The sequence below is a fragment of the Oceanobacillus luteolus genome, from assembly GCF_042678205.1.
GTDB classification, from domain to species: Bacteria; Bacillota; Bacilli; order Bacillales; family Amphibacillaceae; genus Oceanobacillus; species Oceanobacillus luteolus.
The window spans coordinates 265,968-287,829 of sequence record NZ_JBHUDE010000005.1 but is presented as its reverse complement, the minus strand read 5'-3'; the positions used below and the strand labels follow the sequence as shown (position 1 = coordinate 287,829).

General features: G+C 41.5%; 20 protein-coding genes. All 20 read right to left on the bottom strand.

Annotated elements, in window-relative coordinates; translation table 11 throughout:
- Positions 1 to 23 precede the first annotated feature (23 nt).
- The gene (gene mreB, locus ACFSBH_RS01835; RefSeq protein WP_251516108.1) at positions 24 to 1,025 is read right to left on the bottom strand and encodes a rod shape-determining protein; all 1,002 of its coding nucleotides are present in this window, start codon (positions 1,023 to 1,025) and stop codon (positions 24 to 26) included.
- A 248-nt stretch (positions 1,026 to 1,273) separates the two neighbouring features.
- Complete coding sequence (gene spoIIID / locus ACFSBH_RS01830; protein WP_251516110.1) at positions 1,274 to 1,546, bottom strand: sporulation transcriptional regulator SpoIIID; 273 nt, start codon at positions 1,544 to 1,546, stop codon at positions 1,274 to 1,276.
- 370 nt (positions 1,547 to 1,916) lie between these two features.
- Positions 1,917 to 2,807 carry a peptidoglycan DD-metalloendopeptidase family protein gene (locus tag ACFSBH_RS01825; protein WP_379595738.1) on the bottom strand — a complete coding sequence of 297 codons (891 nt, stop codon included), beginning with the start codon at positions 2,805 to 2,807 and terminating at the stop codon, positions 1,917 to 1,919.
- Positions 2,808 to 3,471: 664 nt separating this feature from the next.
- Positions 3,472 to 4,623, bottom strand: coding sequence for a stage II sporulation protein D (gene spoIID / locus ACFSBH_RS01820; protein WP_251516114.1), 1,152 nt, complete (start codon positions 4,621 to 4,623; stop codon positions 3,472 to 3,474).
- A 235-nt stretch (positions 4,624 to 4,858) separates the two neighbouring features.
- The gene (gene murA, locus ACFSBH_RS01815; protein WP_251516116.1) at positions 4,859 to 6,184 is read right to left on the bottom strand and encodes a UDP-N-acetylglucosamine 1-carboxyvinyltransferase; all 1,326 of its coding nucleotides are present in this window, start codon (positions 6,182 to 6,184) and stop codon (positions 4,859 to 4,861) included.
- Between the two features lie 36 nt (positions 6,185 to 6,220).
- A complete protein-coding gene (locus ACFSBH_RS01810; protein ID WP_379595736.1) occupies positions 6,221 to 6,934 on the bottom strand; it encodes a YwmB family TATA-box binding protein in 714 nt (237 codons plus the stop codon).
- A gap of 149 nt (positions 6,935 to 7,083) precedes the next feature.
- Positions 7,084 to 7,314 (bottom strand): DUF1146 family protein, encoded by a 231-nt coding sequence (locus tag ACFSBH_RS01805; protein WP_251516120.1) that lies wholly within the window; start codon positions 7,312 to 7,314, stop codon positions 7,084 to 7,086.
- A gap of 331 nt (positions 7,315 to 7,645) precedes the next feature.
- The gene (locus tag ACFSBH_RS01800; protein ID WP_251516153.1) at positions 7,646 to 8,044 is read right to left on the bottom strand and encodes a F0F1 ATP synthase subunit epsilon; all 399 of its coding nucleotides are present in this window, start codon (positions 8,042 to 8,044) and stop codon (positions 7,646 to 7,648) included.
- Positions 8,045 to 8,115: 71 nt separating this feature from the next.
- Entirely contained in the window at positions 8,116 to 9,522 is a 1,407-nt protein-coding gene (gene atpD, locus ACFSBH_RS01795) for a F0F1 ATP synthase subunit beta (protein WP_251516122.1), read from the bottom strand.
- A gap of 32 nt (positions 9,523 to 9,554) precedes the next feature.
- Complete coding sequence (atpG, locus tag ACFSBH_RS01790) at positions 9,555 to 10,415, bottom strand: ATP synthase F1 subunit gamma (RefSeq protein ID WP_251516124.1); 861 nt, start codon at positions 10,413 to 10,415, stop codon at positions 9,555 to 9,557.
- Between the two features lie 291 nt (positions 10,416 to 10,706).
- Positions 10,707 to 12,218: a F0F1 ATP synthase subunit alpha gene (atpA, locus tag ACFSBH_RS01785; RefSeq protein ID WP_251516126.1), complete on the bottom strand. Its 1,512-nt coding sequence runs from the start codon at positions 12,216 to 12,218 to the stop codon at positions 10,707 to 10,709.
- Positions 12,219 to 12,236: 18 nt separating this feature from the next.
- Positions 12,237 to 12,782 carry a F0F1 ATP synthase subunit delta gene (locus ACFSBH_RS01780; RefSeq protein ID WP_251516128.1) on the bottom strand — a complete coding sequence of 182 codons (546 nt, stop codon included), beginning with the start codon at positions 12,780 to 12,782 and terminating at the stop codon, positions 12,237 to 12,239.
- Positions 12,779 to 13,306 (bottom strand): F0F1 ATP synthase subunit B, encoded by a 528-nt coding sequence (gene atpF / locus ACFSBH_RS01775; protein ID WP_251516130.1) that lies wholly within the window; start codon positions 13,304 to 13,306, stop codon positions 12,779 to 12,781. Before atpF ends, ACFSBH_RS01780 begins: the two co-directional genes overlap by 4 nt.
- 156 nt (positions 13,307 to 13,462) lie before the next feature.
- A complete protein-coding gene (gene atpE / locus ACFSBH_RS01770; protein WP_251516132.1) occupies positions 13,463 to 13,675 on the bottom strand; it encodes a F0F1 ATP synthase subunit C in 213 nt (70 codons plus the stop codon).
- A 45-nt stretch (positions 13,676 to 13,720) separates the two neighbouring features.
- Positions 13,721 to 14,446 carry a F0F1 ATP synthase subunit A gene (gene atpB, locus ACFSBH_RS01765; protein ID WP_251516135.1) on the bottom strand — a complete coding sequence of 242 codons (726 nt, stop codon included), beginning with the start codon at positions 14,444 to 14,446 and terminating at the stop codon, positions 13,721 to 13,723.
- 131 nt (positions 14,447 to 14,577) lie between these two features.
- On the bottom strand, positions 14,578 to 14,964 hold the full coding sequence (locus tag ACFSBH_RS01760) for an ATP synthase subunit I (protein WP_251516137.1): 387 nt from the start codon (positions 14,962 to 14,964) through the stop codon (positions 14,578 to 14,580).
- A 587-nt stretch (positions 14,965 to 15,551) separates the two neighbouring features.
- A complete protein-coding gene (locus ACFSBH_RS01755; protein WP_379595731.1) occupies positions 15,552 to 17,690 on the bottom strand; it encodes a S8 family serine peptidase in 2,139 nt (712 codons plus the stop codon).
- A gap of 113 nt (positions 17,691 to 17,803) precedes the next feature.
- Entirely contained in the window at positions 17,804 to 18,433 is a 630-nt protein-coding gene (upp, locus tag ACFSBH_RS01750) for a uracil phosphoribosyltransferase (protein ID WP_251516150.1), read from the bottom strand.
- Between the two features lie 963 nt (positions 18,434 to 19,396).
- A complete protein-coding gene (locus ACFSBH_RS01745; protein ID WP_379595729.1) occupies positions 19,397 to 20,653 on the bottom strand; it encodes a serine hydroxymethyltransferase in 1,257 nt (418 codons plus the stop codon).
- 74 nt (positions 20,654 to 20,727) lie between these two features.
- Positions 20,728 to 21,276 carry a TIGR01440 family protein gene (locus tag ACFSBH_RS01740; protein WP_251515774.1) on the bottom strand — a complete coding sequence of 183 codons (549 nt, stop codon included), beginning with the start codon at positions 21,274 to 21,276 and terminating at the stop codon, positions 20,728 to 20,730.
- Between the last annotated feature and the right edge of the window lie 586 nt (positions 21,277 to 21,862).

The following is a 21,862-nucleotide window of genomic DNA, read 5'->3' as shown; positions in this document are numbered from 1 at the left end:
GCCTTTCCGTGTTGCTTTAAATGTTAGCCGATTTGTCTTCTTTCGATTTTATCGATATTTTCCAGCATGATTCCTGTACCTTTTGCCACACAGCTCATTGGTTCCTCTGCAACGAATACAGGGACCTTCAGCTCTTCAGCAAGCAAGAGATCCATTCCATGGATAAGCGCTCCGCCTCCAGTCAGGATGACGCCACGATCGATAATATCAGCTGATAATTCTGGTGGTGTTTGTTCAAGAACCATCTTCGCTGCTTGTACAATCAAAGATACGGACTCTCTTAACGCTTCTTCGATTTCTTTAGAATGAACCGTGATGGTGCGAGGAAGCCCGCTGACCATGTCACGTCCACGAATATCGAGTGACTCGTCTCTTGCATCTGTAAACACGGTAGCGACACTAATTTTAATTTCTTCCGCTGTCCGCTCACCGATCAATAGTTTATATTTTTTCTTAATGTATTGAAGAATTTCTGCATCAAAATTATCCCCTGCCATTTTTATGGATTCAGAGGTAACAATTCCGCCCATCGATAGAACCGCAACATCTGTTGTTCCACCACCGATGTCGACAACCATATTTCCGCTTGGCTGGTAGATTTCCATCCCAGCGCCGATTGCAGCGACTTTAGGCTCTTCTTCCAAGTAAACTTTTTTACCGCCTGATTTTTCCGCTGCTTCTTTAATCGCTTTCTGCTCCACTTTTGTAATGTTCGTTGGACAGCAAATAAGCATGCGTGGTTTAGTAAACAGGCCTTTTACATTTATTTTATTTATAAAATGTTTTAACATCGCTTCTGTAACATCAAAATCAGCAATAACGCCATCTTTTAATGGACGGATTGCTTCAATGTTTCCTGGTGTTCGACCAACCATACGACGGGCTGCTTCTCCGACTTCGAGGACTTTTCCCGTATTTTTATCCATAGCAACAACGGCTGGTTCGTTTAATACAATTCCTTTTCCTTTTACATGAATCAAAACGTTGGCGGTTCCAAGGTCTATTCCAATATCTCTAGAAAACATTCTATCTAGGTCCTCCCAAAATTTAACTGTCTTGCACGTGAATTCACACAATGCTACTAATAACATATTTTATCACAGTTTGGTACAATAAACTTCTTTTATCGAAAATAATTTGTAAAAATTTATCTAGTTCTGTCGAAAGTGGCTGGGAGGTACAGAAGAGTAGCATTGCAGGGTGAAGAAGGAATAGGCGGTAAAAAAACGGGCTACTAATCCTTGTGAGTGACTAGTAGCTTATAGAAGGGTTTTCAATTTCGCGAACTATTGATGGTTTCTCGCTTTTTATATTTCTGTCTCGTTGCTTCACCGCCTCGCAGGTGTCTGATCGCTTTATGATATTCCAGCACTTCTTTCACCTGGTTGGCAAGCTCGGGATTAATTTCCGGTAAACGTTCAGTCAAATCTTTATGGACGGTACTTTTGGACACTCCGAATTCCTTGGCGATTTTCCGGACCGTCATCCTTGTCTCAATGACATGCTGACCAATACGGATTGCTCTTTCTTTGATGTAATCATGCACACCGTTCGCCTCCTAAGTTGATCGTTCTGAGGTGCCGTTTTTTAGCTTTCTGTTCAACTGGGGCAAGGTATATCATTACTGTGAAGTCAACTGATAAAAGTCTACTATGTAATTTTCAGTTATGCAGGTTCTGGGAAGTTTCCACTAATCTCTTTCACCTCAGCGCAAAATCTTTGTTTGGTTTGTAACATTTTATTACAAGCTACACCTGATTATGAATAAATCTTTTCTAGGACAAGGGGTAGAGAGAAGTTTTTTGGATAAGTTGGGTAAATTGGGAGGACATGAGGTGTGGGAATTTATGTGCGAAACTTTATGTATAGAAAAAAAGACACCCTGGCGTAAACGCCAAGATGTCCTTGTCCCAAAATTATTCTTCTAGATTTTCTTCGTCAGAACTTTCTTCCTCAGATTCTGCATCTTCAGATTCCGCCTCTTCACCTTCAGCATCACTGTCTTCGCCTTCATCACTATCTTCTTCTGCAGACTCATCTACTTCATCTGCTTCTTCAGCTGTTGGTTCAGCATTTTCCTCAGCAGATGTTTCGGCATCTTCTTCAGAGCCTGAAACAAGACTGTCTACGGATGCTAATGGCTGATTGACAACTGCTTCTGGGTTAACAGCTTCGTTAGCTTTACGGATTTCAAAATGGACATGATTGCCATTATCTTTTCCGAAGTTATTTTTCCCAGCAGTTCCGATTGCATCTCCTTGTTCCACGCGATCATTCGCTTCTACGGATACTTCACCAAGGCTTGCGTAATACGTTTTTACATCGTTATCATGTGCAATTACAGCAACGTTCCCGAGTAACGGGTCTTCTTTTACCTCGCTTACCGTACCGCTCAGCGCAGCGACTACTTCAAAGCTTTCGCCGTCAGCTGATGTAATGTCAATACCTGTGCTTTGATAATAACGATTGTTGTAATGGATTAGAGCATTTACTTGGTCTGCCTCGTCTGCGTTATAATCAAAAAATTTCGTTACGATTTGTGCTTCTTCAGCGTTTGCGACAGGTAACTGAATTACTTCCAGCTGATCCATTACAGGAACTGCAGAATCATCACTTGGAATTGGAGTGTAATCATCCGTTTGCTCTAGCGACTCATCAACTACTTGTTCGTCCCCGTTATTTGTATACCAGACAACTGCAGAGATTAATAGAGCTGCTAGTACTAAGTAAAGACTAGGGAAGAACCATCTTTTACGGAAAATACGTGTCCAGCGTTTTTTTGGACCGAATTTGTTTTCCTCATTCATTCTTATCACCTCAACAACCATTCTGTTCAGAAAATAGAAAATCTATACATTGATAGTGAAAAATTTTTAAGATTTGCGTATTTTATTGGTTTTTGAGGGGAAGTTAAGCATTTGGGAATAAGTTACTGTGTTATCTAGTAAATTTATTATTACCCAAGGTGCATTGCTATAGTATAGTCATTTTGACATGAGAGGGAGTCTATTGTAAGTTTAAAACGATTGCCAAGATCATTCGTGACATGAGAGACAGTCTATTGTAAGTTTTAAGCGGTTGCCAAGATCATTCGTGACATGAGAGACGTTCTATTGTTAGTTTTATACGATTGCCAAGAACATTCGTGACATGAGAGACAGTCTATTGTAAGTTTTAAGCGGTTGCCAAGATCATTCGTGACATGAGAGACGCTCTATTGTTAGTTTTATACGATTGCCAAGATCATTCGTGACATGAGAGACGCTCTATTGTAAGTTTTAAACGATTGCCAAGAACATTCGAGACATGAGAGACGCTCTATTGTAAATTTTAAACAATTTCCATCAGCATTCGTAACACGAGAGAGACTCTATTAAACGTTTCTGGTAATTGACAAAGAAATTCTTTACTTGAAAGCCACAGCTAAAACTACAGCATTCTATGAAAAGTAATGTAAACAAAAAACCCCGTCTATTTCAAGACGAGGGTTGGGGCTGCTTCATCCAAGGTACTGATTTCTACTCCTTGGTAATAGTATTTAACGATCTCTTCGTAGCTCTTTCCTTCTTTCGCCATGGCGTCGGCGCCGAATTGGCTCATGCCGATTCCGTGCCCGTAGCCTTTTGTTGTAAAAATGAAGTGATCGTTATTTTGTTTGACGGAGAAGTCGCTGGAACGTAGAGCTAGTTTGTCACGCACTTCTCTACCTGTAAATGTATTTCCCTCAATGACAAACTCACTGACACGCCCACTATCATTACGGGCGATGAGAATATCATTGGATTTCCCATTCGGAATATCTACTTCCAAAAGTTTTTCCAATTCATCTTTGGAAAATGTTTCCTGACTTACAAGTTTTGGATTTTCGAGATCCCATGGACTTGGCACACTGCGCAAGTATGGCACTTCATTTTCCCAGTAATCCTCGGAGTTCTCCGTAAAGCCATTACTCATTGAAAAATAGGCAGGCGTGATTGGATCTTCATTATATGTTATGATTTGACCTTTTGTCGCTTCTACTGCTGCTTTAATCTTTTCTAGATTCGTTTCATAATTACTACCCCATTGTTGCTGCAATTCTTGATTGTTTTTATATACCTGATGCTGCACGGTATCTGTAATATCGAACTCTTCCTCTTTATTTCCTCCTAGGAGGTGGCTCACCGTATAAGTGCGGGCGGCGAGGGCTTGAGCCTTTAGAGCTTCCAATTCAAAGTCTGCCGACATTTCTGCTGCAACAACACCGACAATATAATCTTCAAGCGGTACATCCTCCACCACATCTGCTTTCGTGCGCATGACGGCTACAGAAACCGCTTCAGGGTTTTCATCTTCCAATGTAGTTTCCTCGACCGATTCAGTTATTTCCGATTTATTACCTAAAGGCAACACAATCAAACTAGGAACCACGAGTATAAGCGTAAGAAGTAATAAAATCGAAATGATGATTGGCAACCTGTATGAATACTGATGATGTCTGAAATACACTGAACCTTTTGGTTTAAACGAAGGGGTTAGCTTTGTTTTTGCTGATGTGATGGTGCTTTTTCTAAAAGATGATTGACTTTGCAGTTTTTTCTTCAAGTGTTTCTGGAGATTGATTTTTTTCTTTGTACTTTTCACAAATTCCCTCCTTGTTGTTGAGTTCATGCTTACATGCAGATATACACAACGACTTGCATATAAACACTAGCTTAAGTTTAGCAATCTACTATTATATTTATACGCTAAAGGGAAAAATAGACCTGAAAAGTTATGAAAAATTAAAGAAAACAGTCACTTAAAAAGAAAATTACCATATAAATAACCCCTACCGGATATTTTTCTTCTGGTAGGGGTTGTCATGTTGTATTATTTGTTATGATAACTTTGCAATTTTTTCTTCAGCTGTTACAGGAAGTGGCTCGATTACATTGTCGTTTTCGTCCACGCGAACGATGTCTGCACCTAGAGCAGCCAATTTACCAACGATATTTACATAACCGCGGTCCAAATGTTTCAATTGAGTCACTCGAGTACGTCCTTCTGCGACTAAACCAGCTAAGATTAGCGAAGCTGCTGCACGAAGATCTGTTGCCGCGACTTCTGCACCTTGGAGATCATTTAATCCCTCAATGATTACGCTACGGCCTTCAATTTTAATCTTTGCGTTCATTCTTCTAAATTCTTCCACATGCATGAAACGATTTTCAAAAACAGTTTCAGTGAGGACGCTAGTACCGTTTGCTTTTAGCATTAGTGCCATCATTTGGGATTGCATGTCAGTTGGGAAGCCTGGGTAAGGAAGTGTTTTAATATCTGTAGCCTTAAGTTCTTGAGGACCAATAACACGAACTCCGGTTTCCTCTTCCTTAATAGTTACACCTACTTCTTCCAATTTAGAGATAACAGAGCGCAAATGTTCAGTTTCCACGTTTTCAACGAGTACATTACCACCTGTAATCGCAGCAGCTACCATGAATGTACCTGCTTCAATTCGGTCTGGAATAATCGTATGCGTTGCACCGTGGAGCTTTTCCACTCCTTGGATACGGATTGTTTCTGTACCAGCACCAACAATATCGGCACCCATTTTATTCAAGTAATTTGCTAAATCAACAATTTCAGGTTCTTTAGCTGCGTTCTCAATTGTTGTAACTCCATCAGCAAGGCTTGCAGCCATCATAATATTTTCCGTAGCGCCAACACTCGGCATATCTAAATAAATTTTTGCACCTTTAAGACGTCCATCTACTTTCGCTTCAACGAAACCATTACCGACATGAATGTCAGCTCCCATGGCTTCAAAGCCTTTTAGATGAAGGTCGATTGGACGTGATCCGATTGCACAGCCACCTGGCATAGCAACATTTGCATGGCCATAGCGGGCGAGCAGTGGTCCCAGTACGAGGACAGAAGCGCGCATTTTCCGAACATATTCAAACGGAGCCTCTGTACGTAATCTTCTGGAAGCATCAATTTCTACTGTATTTTGTTCTGCATCAAAGGTAACCTCGGCGTTAAGGTTTCTTAGTACTTCGTTGATTGTATAAACATCAGCTAAAACAGGTACATCTGTAATTACGCTTTTGCCTTCACTAGCAATTAAGCTCGCAGCCAAAACTGGCAATACGGCATTTTTGGCACCTTCTACTTTTACAGTACCATTTAGTTGCTGTCCACCTCTTACGATGATTTTTTCCATATTTATAAATCTCCTTCAAATCCTTTTTTCTAGATATTAATATTCATTCATTAGGATAGGTGTGCCTATCGTGTATGCCAGCTTTCCTGAATCCCCTTGAGTCGCGACGATTTGTAAATTATATGGTATACCCTGAATGACAAATTTCTCGTTCCATAGAGGTGTATACCCGTATTTTATTTTTTTATGCTTGGACATTTCGAGTGGATCATCTTGCTCTTCCACATGCTCCAGCTGCAGCGATTCTGTTAATACGTCAATAACCGCTCTATTCTCTATTGTATCATCTTCTATGACCTCAATACAAGTGAATTCATCAGGTTTATCTTGAAAGAATGAATCGTTGAGTTTACCACTTGTTTGATCATATTCCGATTGAATTTCTTCGTTCCAATCGGACCCTTTCATAACAGCTATCAGCTCAATATGTTCAGGTTCTGTCTTTGACACAATAATCGTTTGATCCACATGGATAGATGTTGAATTTTCTTCATCAAACAGAATATATTTTATACTATTTTCATCTTCGGTTCTAGTTACTAAATGACTATTTCGTACATCGTTCAAAATATCGTTGAAATTGGTTTTGGAGATAGATTCTTTAAGCATGACTTCCCAATTTGTAATTGCCCATGTATTTTCTTCTGCGATTTTGGTGAGTGTATGTAGGGGATCAACTGGTTCGTTTGGGGTAGCTCCTGTCATAAACATACTAGTAATGATAAAAAGTAATATTACTGTTTTTTTCATGTCTCTCTCCACCTTATCCTTTGATTATTTTCAGTATGGACAGGTATATATATTTTATTCACTAGATTAGTAGATTGAGAGACCAAAACAGGAGTTTATCCTTGATGAAACTCGGTTAATATAATAAGAGCTCTATGTGTGAGCTCTTTTTAAAATAGATATGATAAATCTTGTGACCAACGGATAATGTCGAGAACAAAGTTACTGACACCAGTACCGATTAATATTGCTAAAAACATGAGGAAAATCCGACCTTCTGTAGAGTGACCTTTGCGGATGATCGGGTCGAAATTCAGCTTTAACATGAGACGCCATGTGAGCCAAATAAAGAATAAATGCGAAATCATGCTAATTAACGCAATCTGACCTATCGAAATCATGGAGGGCTCCTTTCATAAGAAATATTATTGTCGATATTTCCCGGGAAATGAGTTCGGGAAAGAATGACAGTAGATGAGGACTTTTACATATCATTCAAAGAAAAAATCTCTTATAACATAGTGTGTCATAAGAGATTTTGTTTTATTACGACGTCGAAAAGACGCAGGTACTTTTTCGTATCGGCTAGCTTCAGCGACCAGGGACTGTTCGAACTTCATGCGCCTCCAGTCGATAAGTCAACATCGGTTCGTTACCTCACCGTGTTTCCTTTATCTTCTTGCGCCGCATTCCAGTTCGACCGTCCCTAAACGGTCGCTTCAGCTTTTGTATTTACTTCCCACTTACACTTAAGCGGTTAATTGCGCGTTTGAGTGCTAATTCAGCTCTCTGGAAGTCGATGTCGTCTTGTTTCGATTGTAGACGACGTTCTGCACGCTCCTTTGCCTGTTTCGCACGGGCAACGTCAATGTCGCTGGCTTTTTCGGCAGATTGTGCGAGAATAGTTACTTTATCAGGACGTACTTCCATAAATCCTCCACTGACTGCCACTTGGTATGTTTCATTGTTTTTCTTTAACCGTGTGACACCAATGTCTAATGGGGCTACTAAAGGAATATGACCTGGTAAAATACCTAGTTCACCGTTTTCAGTTTTACTAACGACCATTTCATAATCCTCTTCCAGGACTGTACCACTAGGAGTTACAACACTCACAGTTAGTGTTTTCAGGATAAACCCCTCCTAATATTGGTAAGATGGCGGGAAGTATATGAAACTTTCCCCCTTCTTCCATTTATCATTTATTGTTGCATTTGTTTTGCTTTTTCTACAACTTCCTCAATGCTTCCAACTAGACGGAATGCATCTTCTGGAAGATCGTCATGCTTACCTTCAAGGATTTCCTTAAAGCCTCTTACTGTTTCTTGAACTGGTACATAAGAACCTTTTTGACCAGTAAATTGCTCAGCAACGTGGAAGTTCTGAGATAAGAAGAACTGGATACGACGTGCACGTGCAACCGTCAATTTATCTTCTTCACTCAACTCATCCATACCTAGAATTGCGATAATATCTTGTAATTCACGGTATTTCTGAAGTGTACGTTGTACTTCAGTTGCAACTTGGTAGTGCTCTTCTCCAACAACTTCTGGGTCAAGTGCACGAGAAGTTGAAGCAAGAGGATCCACCGCTGGGTAGATACCCATCTCAGAAAGTTTACGGTCCAAGTTAGTTGTTGCATCTAAGTGAGCAAATGTTGTAGCCGGAGCCGGGTCCGTATAGTCATCCGCAGGTACGTAAATCGCTTGAATCGATGTTACAGAACCTTTTTGTGTAGATGTGATTCGCTCTTGTAGTTTACCCATTTCTGAAGCAAGTGTTGGCTGGTAACCTACCGCTGAAGGCATACGGCCTAGTAGCGCGGAAACCTCAGAACCTGCTTGTGTGAAACGGAAAATGTTGTCGATGAACAATAGTACGTCTTGGCCTTGTTCATCACGGAAGTATTCAGCCATTGTAAGACCTGTTAATGCAACACGCATACGTGCTCCAGGTGGCTCGTTCATTTGTCCGAATACCATCGCTGTTTTTGCGATAACTCCAGAGTCTTTCATCTCATAGTAAAGGTCATTACCTTCACGTGTACGCTCTCCAACACCAGCGAATACGGAAATACCACCGTGCTCTTGAGCGATGTTGTTGATTAATTCTTGGATAAGTACCGTTTTACCTACACCAGCACCACCGAACAATCCAATCTTACCACCCTTGATATATGGAGCAAGTAAGTCAACAACTTTAATTCCTGTTTCAAGAATTTCAGTTTCAGTTGAAAGTTCTTCAAATTTCGGTGCTTCACGGTGGATAGGATCTAAACGAACGTCGTTTCCAAGTGGTTCGTCAAGGTCGATATTCTCACCTAATACGTTAAATACTCTTCCTAAAGTAACATCTCCTACCGGTACGGAGATTGGTCTGCCTAAGTCTGTTACATTTGCACCACGTTGTACACCGTCTGTAGATGCCATTGCAATGGTGCGGACACTGTTATCGCCAAGGTGTAGTGCAACTTCTAATGAAAGCTTGCTGTCAACGCCATTAATGTTGACATCTACTTCCAAGGCGTTGTAGATTTCTGGGAGTTGGCCGTCTTCGAATTTTACGTCGACAACAGGACCCATTACCTGTGTAACTTGTCCCTTACTCATGGATTTCCCTCCTAACTTACTTTTCAAATCAACTATTCAAGCGCAGATGCTCCACCAACAATTTCCGTGATTTCTTGCGTGATTGCCGCTTGACGTGCACGGTTATATTGAAGCGAAAGGTCATCGATCAATTCGGATGCATTATCAGTTGCACTCTTCATGGCAGTCATACTTGCTGCGTGCTCACTTGCTTTTGCATCAAGTAATGCGCCGAAGATGAGACTTTCAGCATATTGTGGAAGCAATACGTCTAAAATTTGTTGCTCATTTGGTTCATATTCATATTCGCTGTTAGAATTTCCGACTCCAGCGATATCCTCAATCGGTAATAATTGCTTCTGAGTGACCACTTGTGAAATTGCACTTACATAATGGTTATAGAAAATGATTAATTCATCAATTTCACCATCAGTGTACATTTGCACAGTTTCGGAAGCAATTTCCTGAATTTCAGCATAGCTAGGTTGATCTGCTACACCAAGGATACTTTTTGCAATTGGTAAATTAAGTCTTCTACAAAAATCATAGCCTTTTGACCCCATCACGATGATCGTGTATTCCGATGGGTCGGAATGGCGCTCATTAATTGTCTTTGTAAGATCTCTTAAAATATGACTGTTGTACGCTCCAACAAGTCCTTTATCTGAAGTGATGATCAGATATCCTGTTTTATTGACCTTACGTTTTGTCAGCATGGGATGTGTAACATCTGAGCTACTGTTCGCAATGCTACCGACAACTTCCTGAATCTTTTCGCTATAAGGAACAAAACCTTTCGCAGCGCGTTCGGCTTTACCCATTTTAGAGGCAGATACCAGCTCCATCGCAGCTGTTATTTGTTTTGTCTTTTTTGTAGAATCTATTCTTCCTTTTAGATCTCTAAGTGATGCCAAGCTTCTTCACCACCCTTTCGCAGTGATTTGTGAAGAGGGCTGGCTAGTGAATGCCAGACCTCTTATATTAAAACGGTCGATTACGCATTTGATACGTCTAGCTCCAGTGACCAGGGACTGTCCGAACTTCATGCGCTTCCGGTCGATAAGTCAACATCGGTTCGTTACCTCGCCATGTTTCCTTTATCTTCAAGATATAGGGGAAGTTCGACTAAGAACGCCCCATCCTGGGGCAACATCGAACCACCCCACGTCCTGTGGGGCGCAGTTCGGCCGTCCCTAAACGGTCGATTACGCATTTGATGGTAAGAATGTGTTCTTGAATCCTTCAATTGCTTTGTTCATTTTATCTGCATCAGGCAGTTGGCCTGTAGTGCGGATTTCTTCTAGCAATTCGTTTGCGTTTGTAGCTAACCATATGTTCATTTCTTCTTCAAAACGAAGAATATCTTCGACTGGAATATCATCTAGATAGCCTTTTGTAAGTGCATAAATGATCATTACTTGGTTTTCTACCGCTAGTGGTTTATGCAAGCCTTGTTTTAGTACTTCAACTGTACGTGCACCACGGTTCAGTTTTGCTTGTGTTGCTGCATCAAGGTCAGAACCGAACTGAGCGAAGGCTTCTAGCTCACGGAAGGATGCAAGGTCCAGACGTAGTGTACCTGCAACTTTCTTCATCGCTTTGATTTGTGCGTCTCCACCTACACGTGATACGGATAGACCAGCGTTGATCGCCGGACGTACACCGGAGAAGAATAGGTCAGACTGTAAGAAAATTTGTCCGTCTGTAATGGAGATAACGTTCGTTGGGATATAAGCAGAAATGTCCCCTGCTTGTGTTTCAACGAATGGTAGCGCCGTTAGAGAACCGCCACCTTTTGCGTCACTAAGTTTAGCTGCACGTTCAAGTAGACGTGAGTGCAAGTAGAAAACATCCCCTGGGAATGCTTCACGTCCTGGTGGACGACGTAATAGTAGGGAAAGTTCACGGTATGCGTTCGCTTGTTTCGACAAGTCATCATAAACAACAAGTACGTGTTTTCCGTTATACATGAATTCTTCACCCATCGCTACACCAGCATATGGAGCTAGGTATAGAGAAGGTGCTGGGTCTGAAGCAGATGCAGATACAACGATTGTGTAATCTAGTGCACCATAACGACGTAGAACTTCAACTGTAGAACGTACAGTAGATTCTTTTTGTCCAATTGCAACGTAGATACAAATCATATCTTGATCTTTTTGGTTAATGATCGTGTCGATCGCTACCGTTGTTTTACCTGTTTGACGGTCACCGATGATCAACTCACGCTGTCCACGTCCGATTGGTACGAGGGCGTCGATCGCTTTAATACCAGTTTGTAATGGCTCGAAAACCGATTGACGATCCATTACACCAGGAGCTTGTGCTTCGATTGGACGAGTTTTTGTCGTGTTGATTGGGCCAAGTCCATCAATTGGTTGACCTAATGTGTTCACTACGCGTCCTAATAATTCCTCTCCAACTGGTACTTGCATGATTCTTCCTGTACGACGAACTTCATCGCCTTCTTTAATTCCTAAATAATCACCGAGGATAACGATACCTACGTTACTTTCCTCAAGGTTTTGCGCTAATCCCATAACGCCATTTTCAAATTCTAATAGTTCTCCAGCCATTGCGCTTTCGAGGCCATGTGCACGTGCAATTCCGTCCCCTACTTCAATAACTGTTCCAACATCCGATACTTCGATATCTGTTTCAAAGTTTTCGATTTGCTGCTTTATCAGCTTGCTAATCTCTTCGGCATTAATGCTCATACCATTTCACCCCTATCATCATTTGTTCGCTACTGTTATTTTTTGTTCAAGTCGATGCAACTTGCCACTGATGGAACCGTCGTAAATTGTGTTACCCACCCGAATTTTTATGCCGCCAATTAAACTTGGGTCGATGACATTTTCAAATTCTAATGTGTTTTTTCCGATACGTTTAGCAAAATTCACTCTTAAACCTTGCTTTTCCTCAGCGGATAGTTCACGAACAGAATAAACAGTTGCCACTTCAATTCCCTTCGCATCATTCACATTTTTAATGAAAGCTTCAACAATGGATGGAATAAGCATTGTACGATGGCGTTGTACGAGGAGTTTAATCGTATTGACGACATCTTTATGTAAGCCTTTCAAGCTTTCAGTAATTAGCTTTTCTTTTTGTTCCCCATTCACTCTTGGATGCAATAGGAATGAATTTAATTGTTTATTATCTTTAAAGACTTCACGAACGGCGCGTAAAGATTCTTCATATTGGTCTAGTTCTGATTTTTGTATAGCTAGTTGAAAAAGAGCATCTGCATAACGCTTGGCTACGATTGTTTCACTCATCGCTCTTCTCCTACCTCTTTAATGTAGTCATTAATGAACGCTGCTTGGTCTTGTTCATTGATTTCTTTTTCAATCACTTTACTTGCAACTAACACAGAAAGTGAAGCAACTTGTGCTTGAAGTGCTTGGATCGCTTGATCTTTCTCGTTTTGGATGTCTGCTTGAGCTTGCTTTTTGATGCGCTCAGCTTCCTCACGGGCAGATGCAATGATATCTTGCTCTTGTTTGATACCGGCAGTCTTAGCGTCTTCAATGATTTTCTGTGCTTCTTGTCTTACGTTGTTCAGCTGTGCAGCTGCTTCTTGTGCAGACTTCTCAGCTTCAGCGCGGCTTTTCTCTGCTGCTTCGATTTCACTTGCAACATAGTTTTCACGCTGTTCCATCATATTCATGAGTGGTCCCCACGCAAATTTTCTCAGTAATGCCAGTAAGATGAGGAAGAAGATTAATTGAACGATCATATCGCCAATTCGTAATCCCCCTACTGCTGCACCTACAGACAACATGTCAATGTATGAATGCACTACTTTCACTCCTTTCACGGATTTCGTCTATTGAAAAAAGCGTTTAATCAGTTCTGCTTTAACTTACAGAATTAACCTACATAATCTTACATAAAGGAATGGCGAAGATTCTATTAACCGGATCCTCGCCATCTTCAACTTATTAAGGACGTGTTATTAGCTGCCCATAACCATGAACGCAATAACTGCTGCGATGATTGGAATCGCCTCAACTAGTGCTACAGCGATAAACATTGTACCTTGTAGTGAACCTTTCAGTTCAGGTTGTCTTGCAATACCTTCCAAAGTCTTACTACCTATCATCCCGATTCCTAGACCAGCACCTAATGCTGCTAATCCGATTGCGATTGCTGCTGCTAAAGCTCCCATTTATAATTTCCTCCTTTTATGTTTAAACCCTTTAGTTTTTTTTATTTAATGGTCTTCCGCACTCACTTTATGAGACATGTATACCATTGTTAACATAACGAATACATATGCCTGAATTGCACCGATGAACAATTTGAAGCCCATCCAGGCCAGTGTTGGTAATGCAGCTCCTAAGAATCCAAAAACTCCTGATGCTGCTAGTGAAATAAGTAAAGCTAGTAGAATTTCTCCCGCAAATAAGTTACCAAATAGTCGGAGACCGAGTGTCAATGTGTTGGTGAATTCCTCCAAAATCTTAAATGGTAACATCAACGGAACAGGGCTCACGTATGTCTTGAGATAATGTTTCGTTCCCCGTAGTTTTATGGAATAGAAGTGTGTCAAAATCACGACCATACCTGATAAGGTCAGTGTTATCGTTGCGTCTGCAGTCGGTGATTTCCACCAGAGGTCAGTACCTATCGTGACGACAGTGACTAGCCCTGCTACGTTACTAAACAGGATATAAAAGATGAGTGTCATTCCTAGTGGAAGGAAGACCTTTCCTGTTTTCCAGTCCATTGTGTCGCCGATAATACCCCTTACAAACTCTACGGCCCACTCCATGAAGTTCTGCTTGCCAGTCGGTTTCATTTGAAGATTACGACTTGCCCAAACACAGACGACGAATACTAGTGTGGATATGACTGCGATCATGAATACGTTGGCGAGGTTGAAGTCAAGCCAGGAGATCCCAAAAACATCTTCAACTATTGGAGCTGTGTGATCCAAATTTATCACCCCTTTACATCGATAGTTTTAGATGGCCACCAGAATTGGTGACGTTTTCTTACGTGGTGCAGATAGATACCTTATCTACCAAGAGTTGCTTTTGCATATTAAAGCTGCATGAAGTATGTACATTAGCTATCTTGATTTTTTCTAATGAGAAGGTAATAGATTCCATCAAGAAAAATGATAAGGTAGGATAGCATTAAACCAATTACTACAGCAATAACATGAAAAGATTCTTCAAAACGCATAGCGATTGCTACGCCTAAAACTGCTGCCGCCATTCTTGTGACCGTTCCCAAACTTCCTCGAAATTTACTTTTTGTTGCTGCTTTATCCCCCAGCAATCTTGTCTTACGCTGAAGTACCAACAAATTATAGAAGCTGATCACCCCACCTAACAAGAGTCCATTAAGCTCTCTCATATAAGGCAGAAATACTACTCCGAGTACGACTAGCGCAAGCAAAGTAAGCATGCCTTTCCTCTGTCGTACAATCATACTATCAAATTCAAACATTTTTTCTGAACGCTCCTATAGTGAAACATACGGGAAGGTGGTGATACGAATTTCCAAGCTTAGAATTGTACTTCTACCTATTAACATAGAAGAGATGTACCTTCAGTTGGCCAGAACCTTGCAAGTATCGGCGACTTTTACTATGTATGATGTGAGTCTGCAGAAAGTGTCAACAGGATATTATTCCCTATATGTGTAGTTTTTAACAAACTCCGACTAATTTCTAACATTTTTTCTGAAAAAACCCATACTCACACTAGGTAAGTTTACCTTAATGGCACATGCATTGTCAATTAGAAGCCTTGGATAAATTCAACGGTTTTCGAGCAAAATTTTTTAGCTACTTTACGGTAAAAAAATGCCGGGAAATTCAAGGCGTACAACACTCATTATATAGGAAATATATCGTTGTAAATATGACGTTTTTGTGAACGGGTTTTGACAATTTTGGAAAGTGGGAAAAAGGGAATGGATAGAGGTTTCACTTAGTGTAATAGAGCTAGATACTGAATAATGAGGATGTTTACTCGGGGTTTAAATTTGGAAGCCGGGACCAATAGAAAAATATATCCATTGACCCGACTTCACTATTCAATCGTAATCGGCATTTCACCAATTTGCACTTCTCCATCTGCACTGATGACAATCAACCTTCCGATATAATTACCCGGGGTCAGCTTGTATCGGGGGATCTCCCCTTCATTTGTACCGATTGTCGGCTCTTCTATTTCAATTAAATTTCCACGATATGTCAAGATATCCGGATCGTATAAATCAATCGCGACTGATTTCAGTTCTTCCGTTGCATAAAGGTTATAGCTATAAGTGTCTTCAGAGAATGGTTTAAGGTCGAATTCAATGCCAGCGATTTTGGGTTGGTCTGCTGACTGATTAACAAATAGGTATGGTAAATGATATGTTTTGTTTTCTTTTTTCTCCTTCAAGGTCAAAAAGCCTTCATGCACACCATCAGGCAACCGTGAACTGCTCACCTTCAACTGGACTTTCAGCTCATGTTTCTCCTTTGGTTCAACGGTAAACGATAGTGGGAGCTGCCATTGAATACCGGATTGCTGCTTTGGATACTCGAAAGTGAACTCCTGCGTTTCATCTGATAGGTTTTCAATTGTTACGTTAAATTGCTTTTCTTCATGCCGCTCCGTAATTTTTCCAGCTTCCAACGTTCCATCATAGATGACAGTACGAGTATTTAATGCTTGTTCAGGCTGGATGAGCCCGTGCCCTTGGGTAGACGGAGTATGAAATTCGCCAGCTTCTGTACGCAATGGTTCTGCCGTCGTTTGAAGTGCACTATATATTTTTTCTACATCCCAGCTTGGATAGGCTTCTTTTAGCAGCGCAATGGCACCCGTGACATAAGGGGCTGCCATGCTCGTACCATTGAAGCTTTCATAGCCACCAGGAACGGTACTTTTTATTGCGGTCCCAGGGGCAGTGATATCCGGTTTAATTTCCCAGTTAACCGTGACAGGTCCGCGGGAACTGAAGTCGGCAATTGTTGTGTCCAATTGTTGATGATTCGTTGCGATATATTCCTCGCTTTTGTTAAGGAGCCACTCCCCATCTTCCTCTGAAATTCCTGCAACAGGAATCTTAATTGCTCCATCATTGTTTTCGATACCACCATATAACGGACCAGGTTCATTATTATAGATGAGGACGGCAACCGCTCCTTTTCTCTGTGCTTCAAGTGCGTAATCACGAAAAGTCGTCACATCACGCTGAAATAGAGCAATTTTTCCGTTCAACTCTTCGGCCTTATCACCTTGGACTATTTTATAATCCTTTGTAAGATCCCAGGATGTTGCACCTTGCATCGTTGCAATCTGGATGGCTTTCCTTTCTCCTTCATGGTAAAGATACGGCACACTTGTAGGCGCTTGAACCGCCCCAACAGACAGGGCATCCGCGGCAGTTGCCGGACTTCCGACCGTCCATGGATCTGGCCCACTATTACCATTGGCTATGACAACCGGGATACCAAGTTCAACCGCTTTGTTAACCGCGACACTCGTCGGGTAATCAGGACCGTTCACACTATTACCAAGGGACAGATTAATAATATCCACTTTATCCTGCACGGCTTGTTCAAGAGCTGCAAGGACATGGACGGTCGAACCAAATCCCCCAGGTCCGAGAGCACGATAAGCATAGAGCGACGCATCCGGTGCAATTCCTTGCATTTCACCATTCGCAGCGATGATTCCTGCGACATGCGTTCCATGATTCGTCGGCATCCCCTCTTCAGGCAGTGTCTCCATTGGGTCCTCATCAAAATCAACCAAATCCTGGCCGCCTTTAAAATTTTCTTTTAAATCTGGATGGTTATAATCCACTCCCGTGTCAATCACCGCAACTTTTATATTTTTACCAGTCACATCACTTGTGATGGGAGCAGATTGGATTTTTGTTTCTTCTGAAGTTCCTGCAGGCAACGTTTGATAATCTTGGACATGATGGACCCCTTTAATAAAATCAACCGTGTGCATCCGCTTCAAGTGTTCCGCCTTGCCTTGAATGGCCAGTCCGTTAAAAAGAGTGGAATAGGTAGCGACAACTTCGACAAATGGATGATTTTTTTCAATATACTCCTCGTGCTCGTCGACATTTCCTTCTACTTCAATGATTACTGTTTCAAGTTCGGAAGCATACACATTGGAATAAAACAGGAGGAAAATGAACAGAAAAAATATGATTCGCTTCATATACGTTGCTCCTCTTTTTCTTACTCTGCTTAGTTTTGATTAAACGAGGAATTCTATGTATAAAAAAGACTTGTAATCCTTTAAAAAGATTACAAGTCCCATCATTTTCACTATTATTTTGTACCGAATAAACGGTCTCCAGCATCACCAAGACCTGGAACGATATAACCATTCTCATCTAACTTCTCATCGATTGCAGCGAGGTAAATATCCACATCAGGATGTTCTTCTTTAATGACTTCCACACCCTCTGGCGCAGCAATTAGACACATGAGTTTCACATGTTTTGCTCCACGCTTTTTCAGGGAATGGATTGCATCATTTGCTGAACCTCCTGTTGCAAGCATCGGGTCGATGACAATCAATTCACGCTCAGAAATATCAGAAGGAAGCTTAATGTAATATTCCACAGGTTTCAATGTTTCCGGATCACGATATAGTCCAACGTGCCCGACTTTGGCTGCAGGAATCAATTTACGGACTCCATCCACCATTCCTAGTCCTGCACGAAGAATTGGAATAAGACCAATTTTCTTACCGGAAAGTTCTTTTGTTTTAGCCGTTGTTACTGGTGTTTCCGTTTCAACTTCCGTTACAGGAAGATCTCTTGTAATTTCAAAAGCCATCAGCATCGCAACTTCATCAACTAACTCGCGGAACTCTTTTGTTCCAGTGTTTTTATCACGAATACGCGTTAATTTATGCTGAATTAACGGATGATCCAATACGAATACTTTACTCAATGTAGATCACTCCTTCAAATTTTCATATCTCTAAGATTGTACAGAAAAACGACAAGTTATTCAAGCTTGATTGGGCATATTATGTCACATTTTATCGAAAAGCTTTCATGGTGGAAATCATGGGATATTGCTTCAGCATTTCTGAGAGTTTAATAGATTGTGAGGGCTGATTTGAGATGAGTTTCTTCCATTCATGTACTTTTAGCGCTTGTAAATGCACGAGCGATACAGAAAAATTCTGATTCATGTCTTTATGGTAGTAATAAGGACTCGAACGATCATGTAAAATTTCCATTCGGGACTTTATAGTGCTTATAAGGACTCGAACACTCGTGCAAAACTCCAGTTCGGGGCTTTATAGGGCTTATAAGGACTCGAAGCATCGTGCAAAACTCCACTTCGGGGCTTTAAAGCGATTATAAGGACTCGAAGCATCGTGCAAAACTCCAATTCGGGGCTTTATAGGGCTTATAAGGACTCGAAGGCTTGTGCAAAACTCCAATTCGGGACTTTATAGCACTTATAAGGACTCGAAGGATCGTGCAAAAATTCCATTCGGGACTTTATAGCGCTTATAAAGACTCGAAGGCTTGTGCAAAACTCCAATTCGGGACTTTATTGGCACTTATAAGGACTCGAAGGATCGTGCAAAAATTCCATTCGGGACTTTATAGCGCTTATAAAGACTCGAAGGATCGTGCAAAAATTCCATTCAGGTCTTTATAGGGCTTATAAGGACTCGAGCACTCTTGCAAAATTTCCATTCAGGTCTTTAGAGAGCTTATAAGGACTCGAACACTCTTGTAAAACTTCTATTCGGGTCTTTATAAGGCTTATAACGACTCCAACGCTCGTGCAATATTTCCATTCGAGGTATTATAGCGGTTATAATGAGTGCCACTTGCAAATACACCCTACCAAAAAGAAAAACCCGCTTAGATTGCTCTAAACGGGTCATGTTAATTAGTTATTATATAGCGGGAAGCGTTCCGTCAAGTTTAGTACGCGCGCTTTCAAGTCATCAAGAACTTCTTGATTTTCGTGGTTTTTAAGAGCTGTTGCAATAATATCAGCAACTTCTTTGATTTCCGCCTCTTTGAAGCCACGTGAAGTGACTGCTGCCGTTCCAATTCGAACACCACTTGTCACAAACGGACTCTCAGTATCAAATGGAATTGTGTTTTTATTTGTTGTGATTAGGATATCATCCAATACTTTTTCAGCATCTTTTCCAGTAAAGCCTAGTGTTTTCACATCTAGAAGCAGAAGGTGGTTGTCCGTTCCACCTGAAACGATGCGCACTCCTGCGTTTGATAATTCTTCAGCAAGGACAGCTGCGTTTTTAACAACTTGTTTCGAGTATTCTTTAAAGTCATCGGAAAGTGCCTCTTTAAATGCAACAGCTTTTGCTGCAATCACATGCATTAATGGACCACCTTGCATGCCAGGGAAAACTGAACTATCCACTTTTTTCGCAAATTCCTGTCTTGTAAGAATGACACCACCACGTGGACCACGTAGTGTTTTATGAGTCGTTGTCGTCACAAAGTCTGCGTATGGTACTGGATTAGGATGCAAACCAGCTGCTACAAGTCCTGCAATGTGCGCCATATCAACCATGAGGTATGCATCTACTTCATCAGCGATTTCACGGAACTTCGCAAAATCAATGGTACGAGAATAAGCACTAGCACCAGCAACAATCAGCTTCGGTTTAACTTCTTTCGCTTTAGCTAAAATTGCATCGTAATCTAGTTGCTCTGTTTCTTCATCAACACCGTATTCTTCAAAGTTGTATAATTTTCCACTGAAGTTCACTGGGCTACCATGTGTAAGGTGACCACCGTGACTTAGGTTCATTCCTAGTACTGTGTCGCCTGGCTGTAAAACGGTTGAGTATACCGCCATATTCGCTTGCGCTCCAGAGTGTGGCTGAACGTTTGCATGTTCCGCCCCGAATAATTCCTTCACTCGATCACGTGCCAAATTTTCCACTACATCAACAAATTCACACCCACCGTAATACCGTTTACCTGGATAACCTTCCGCATATTTATTCGTTAAAACCGAACCCATCGCTTCCATAACAGCTTCAGATACAAAGTTCTCAGAAGCGATCAGTTCGATATTATCCTGCTGACGCTTTCTTTCATTCTCCATTGCTGCAAAAACTTCTGGATCCGCTTCTCTTACTGCGGCTTGCTTTACTACTTGCTCCATTGTACAGTCCCCCTTGCATGTAATATATAATGTAGTAAATTTTATAGTAAAAAGAACAAATTGTTCTCTACCAACTAACTATTGTATTTGGCACGTTCTCCACCAATTAATTTTGGTCTGGTACGCGCTAAACCAATTCTTGCTTCCCCAATATATTTTTTGCTAAAACGAAGTGGAACAGCGACTTGTTTCAAATGCATTCCAATCATCGTCTCACCAATATCAATGCCAGCATGCGCGCGTGAACGCACAGACTCAACAACGACTGGATCCTTCATATGTTTATAAGCATAAGCTGCCATCGAGCCACCTGCTTCTCGCACCGGAACGACAGTCACTTCATCTAAATCAAATGCCTCCATTACTTCCCGCTCCACTACAAGTGCACGGTTAAGGTGCTCACAGCACTGAAAAGCAAGATGGGTTCCCGTTTCTTCTTTCAGACGGTTCATTTCATCATAAATCAGTTCGGCAATCTCTTCAGTACCTGCTGTACCAATTTTCTTACCAGCTACTTCACTTGTTGAGCAACCAATGACAAATAGTTGTCCTTTCCGTAAGTAGTCTGTCGTAAGCCATTCATCAACGATATCTTGGAGATCTTGTTTTATTTGTTCTTGCATTATCGGTTCACCTCCAATATTGTAAGACCGTTCGGGAGTGTTGGTATTTACTTTTGTCCCTAAACGGCCGCTTTCGCTTTGTTGCGGCTAGCTACAGCGGCCAGGGACTGCCCGAACTTCATGCGCCTCCGGTCGATAAGTCAACATCGGCTCGTACCTCGCTGTGTTTCCTTTATCTTCCTGCACCGCATTCCAGTTCGGCTNTTGGTATTTACTTTTGTCCCTAAACGGCCGCTTTCGCTTTGTTGCGGCTAGCTACAGCGGCCAGGGACTGCCCGAACTTCATGCGCCTCCGGTCGATAAGTCAACATCGGCTCGTACCTCGCCGTGTTTCCTTTATCTTCCTGCACCGCATTCCAGTTCGGCCGTCCCTAAACGGCCGCTTTCGCTTTTGTTGCGGCTAGCTTCAGAGGGCAGGGACTGCTCAAACTTCGTACGCTTTCAGTCGATAAGTCAACATCAGCTCCAAGTCTAAGGATGCCCGACTAAAACCGGGCTAAAGCCCAACGTCGGATACCCCCTAAAGGGGCATGTTTCCTTTATCTCCTTGCACCGTACTCCAGTTTGAACGTCCCTAAACGCCCTC

What these genes read in the sequence shown, in the direction of transcription:
- mreB (WP_251516108.1), bottom strand. Translation starts at nt 1,025, where the DNA reads ATGTTTTCTAGAGATATTGGAATAGACCTTGGAACCGCCAACGTTTTG.
- ACFSBH_RS01825 (WP_379595738.1), bottom strand. Translation starts at nt 2,807, where the DNA reads ATGAATGAGGAAAACAAATTCGGTCCAAAAAAACGCTGGACACGTATT.
- murA (WP_251516116.1), bottom strand. Translation starts at nt 6,184, where the DNA reads ATGGAAAAAATCATCGTAAGAGGTGGACAGCAACTAAATGGTACTGTA.
- ACFSBH_RS01810 (WP_379595736.1), bottom strand. Translation starts at nt 6,934, where the DNA reads ATGAAAAAAACAGTAATATTACTTTTTATCATTACTAGTATGTTTATG.
- ACFSBH_RS01805 (WP_251516120.1), bottom strand. Translation starts at nt 7,314, where the DNA reads ATGATTTCGATAGGTCAGATTGCGTTAATTAGCATGATTTCGCATTTA.
- atpD (WP_251516122.1), bottom strand. Translation starts at nt 9,522, where the DNA reads ATGAGTAAGGGACAAGTTACACAGGTAATGGGTCCTGTTGTCGACGTA.
- atpA (WP_251516126.1), bottom strand. Translation starts at nt 12,218, where the DNA reads ATGAGCATTAATGCCGAAGAGATTAGCAAGCTGATAAAGCAGCAAATC.
- ACFSBH_RS01780 (WP_251516128.1), bottom strand. Translation starts at nt 12,782, where the DNA reads ATGAGTGAAACAATCGTAGCCAAGCGTTATGCAGATGCTCTTTTTCAA.
- atpE (WP_251516132.1), bottom strand. Translation starts at nt 13,675, where the DNA reads ATGGGAGCTTTAGCAGCAGCAATCGCAATCGGATTAGCAGCATTAGGT.
- ACFSBH_RS01760 (WP_251516137.1), bottom strand. Translation starts at nt 14,964, where the DNA reads ATGTTTGAATTTGATAGTATGATTGTACGACAGAGGAAAGGCATGCTT.
- ACFSBH_RS01755 (WP_379595731.1), bottom strand. Translation starts at nt 17,690, where the DNA reads ATGAAGCGAATCATATTTTTTCTGTTCATTTTCCTCCTGTTTTATTCC.
- ACFSBH_RS01745 (WP_379595729.1), bottom strand. Translation starts at nt 20,653, where the DNA reads ATGGAGCAAGTAGTAAAGCAAGCCGCAGTAAGAGAAGCGGATCCAGAA.
- ACFSBH_RS01740 (WP_251515774.1), bottom strand. Translation starts at nt 21,276, where the DNA reads ATGCAAGAACAAATAAAACAAGATCTCCAAGATATCGTTGATGAATGG.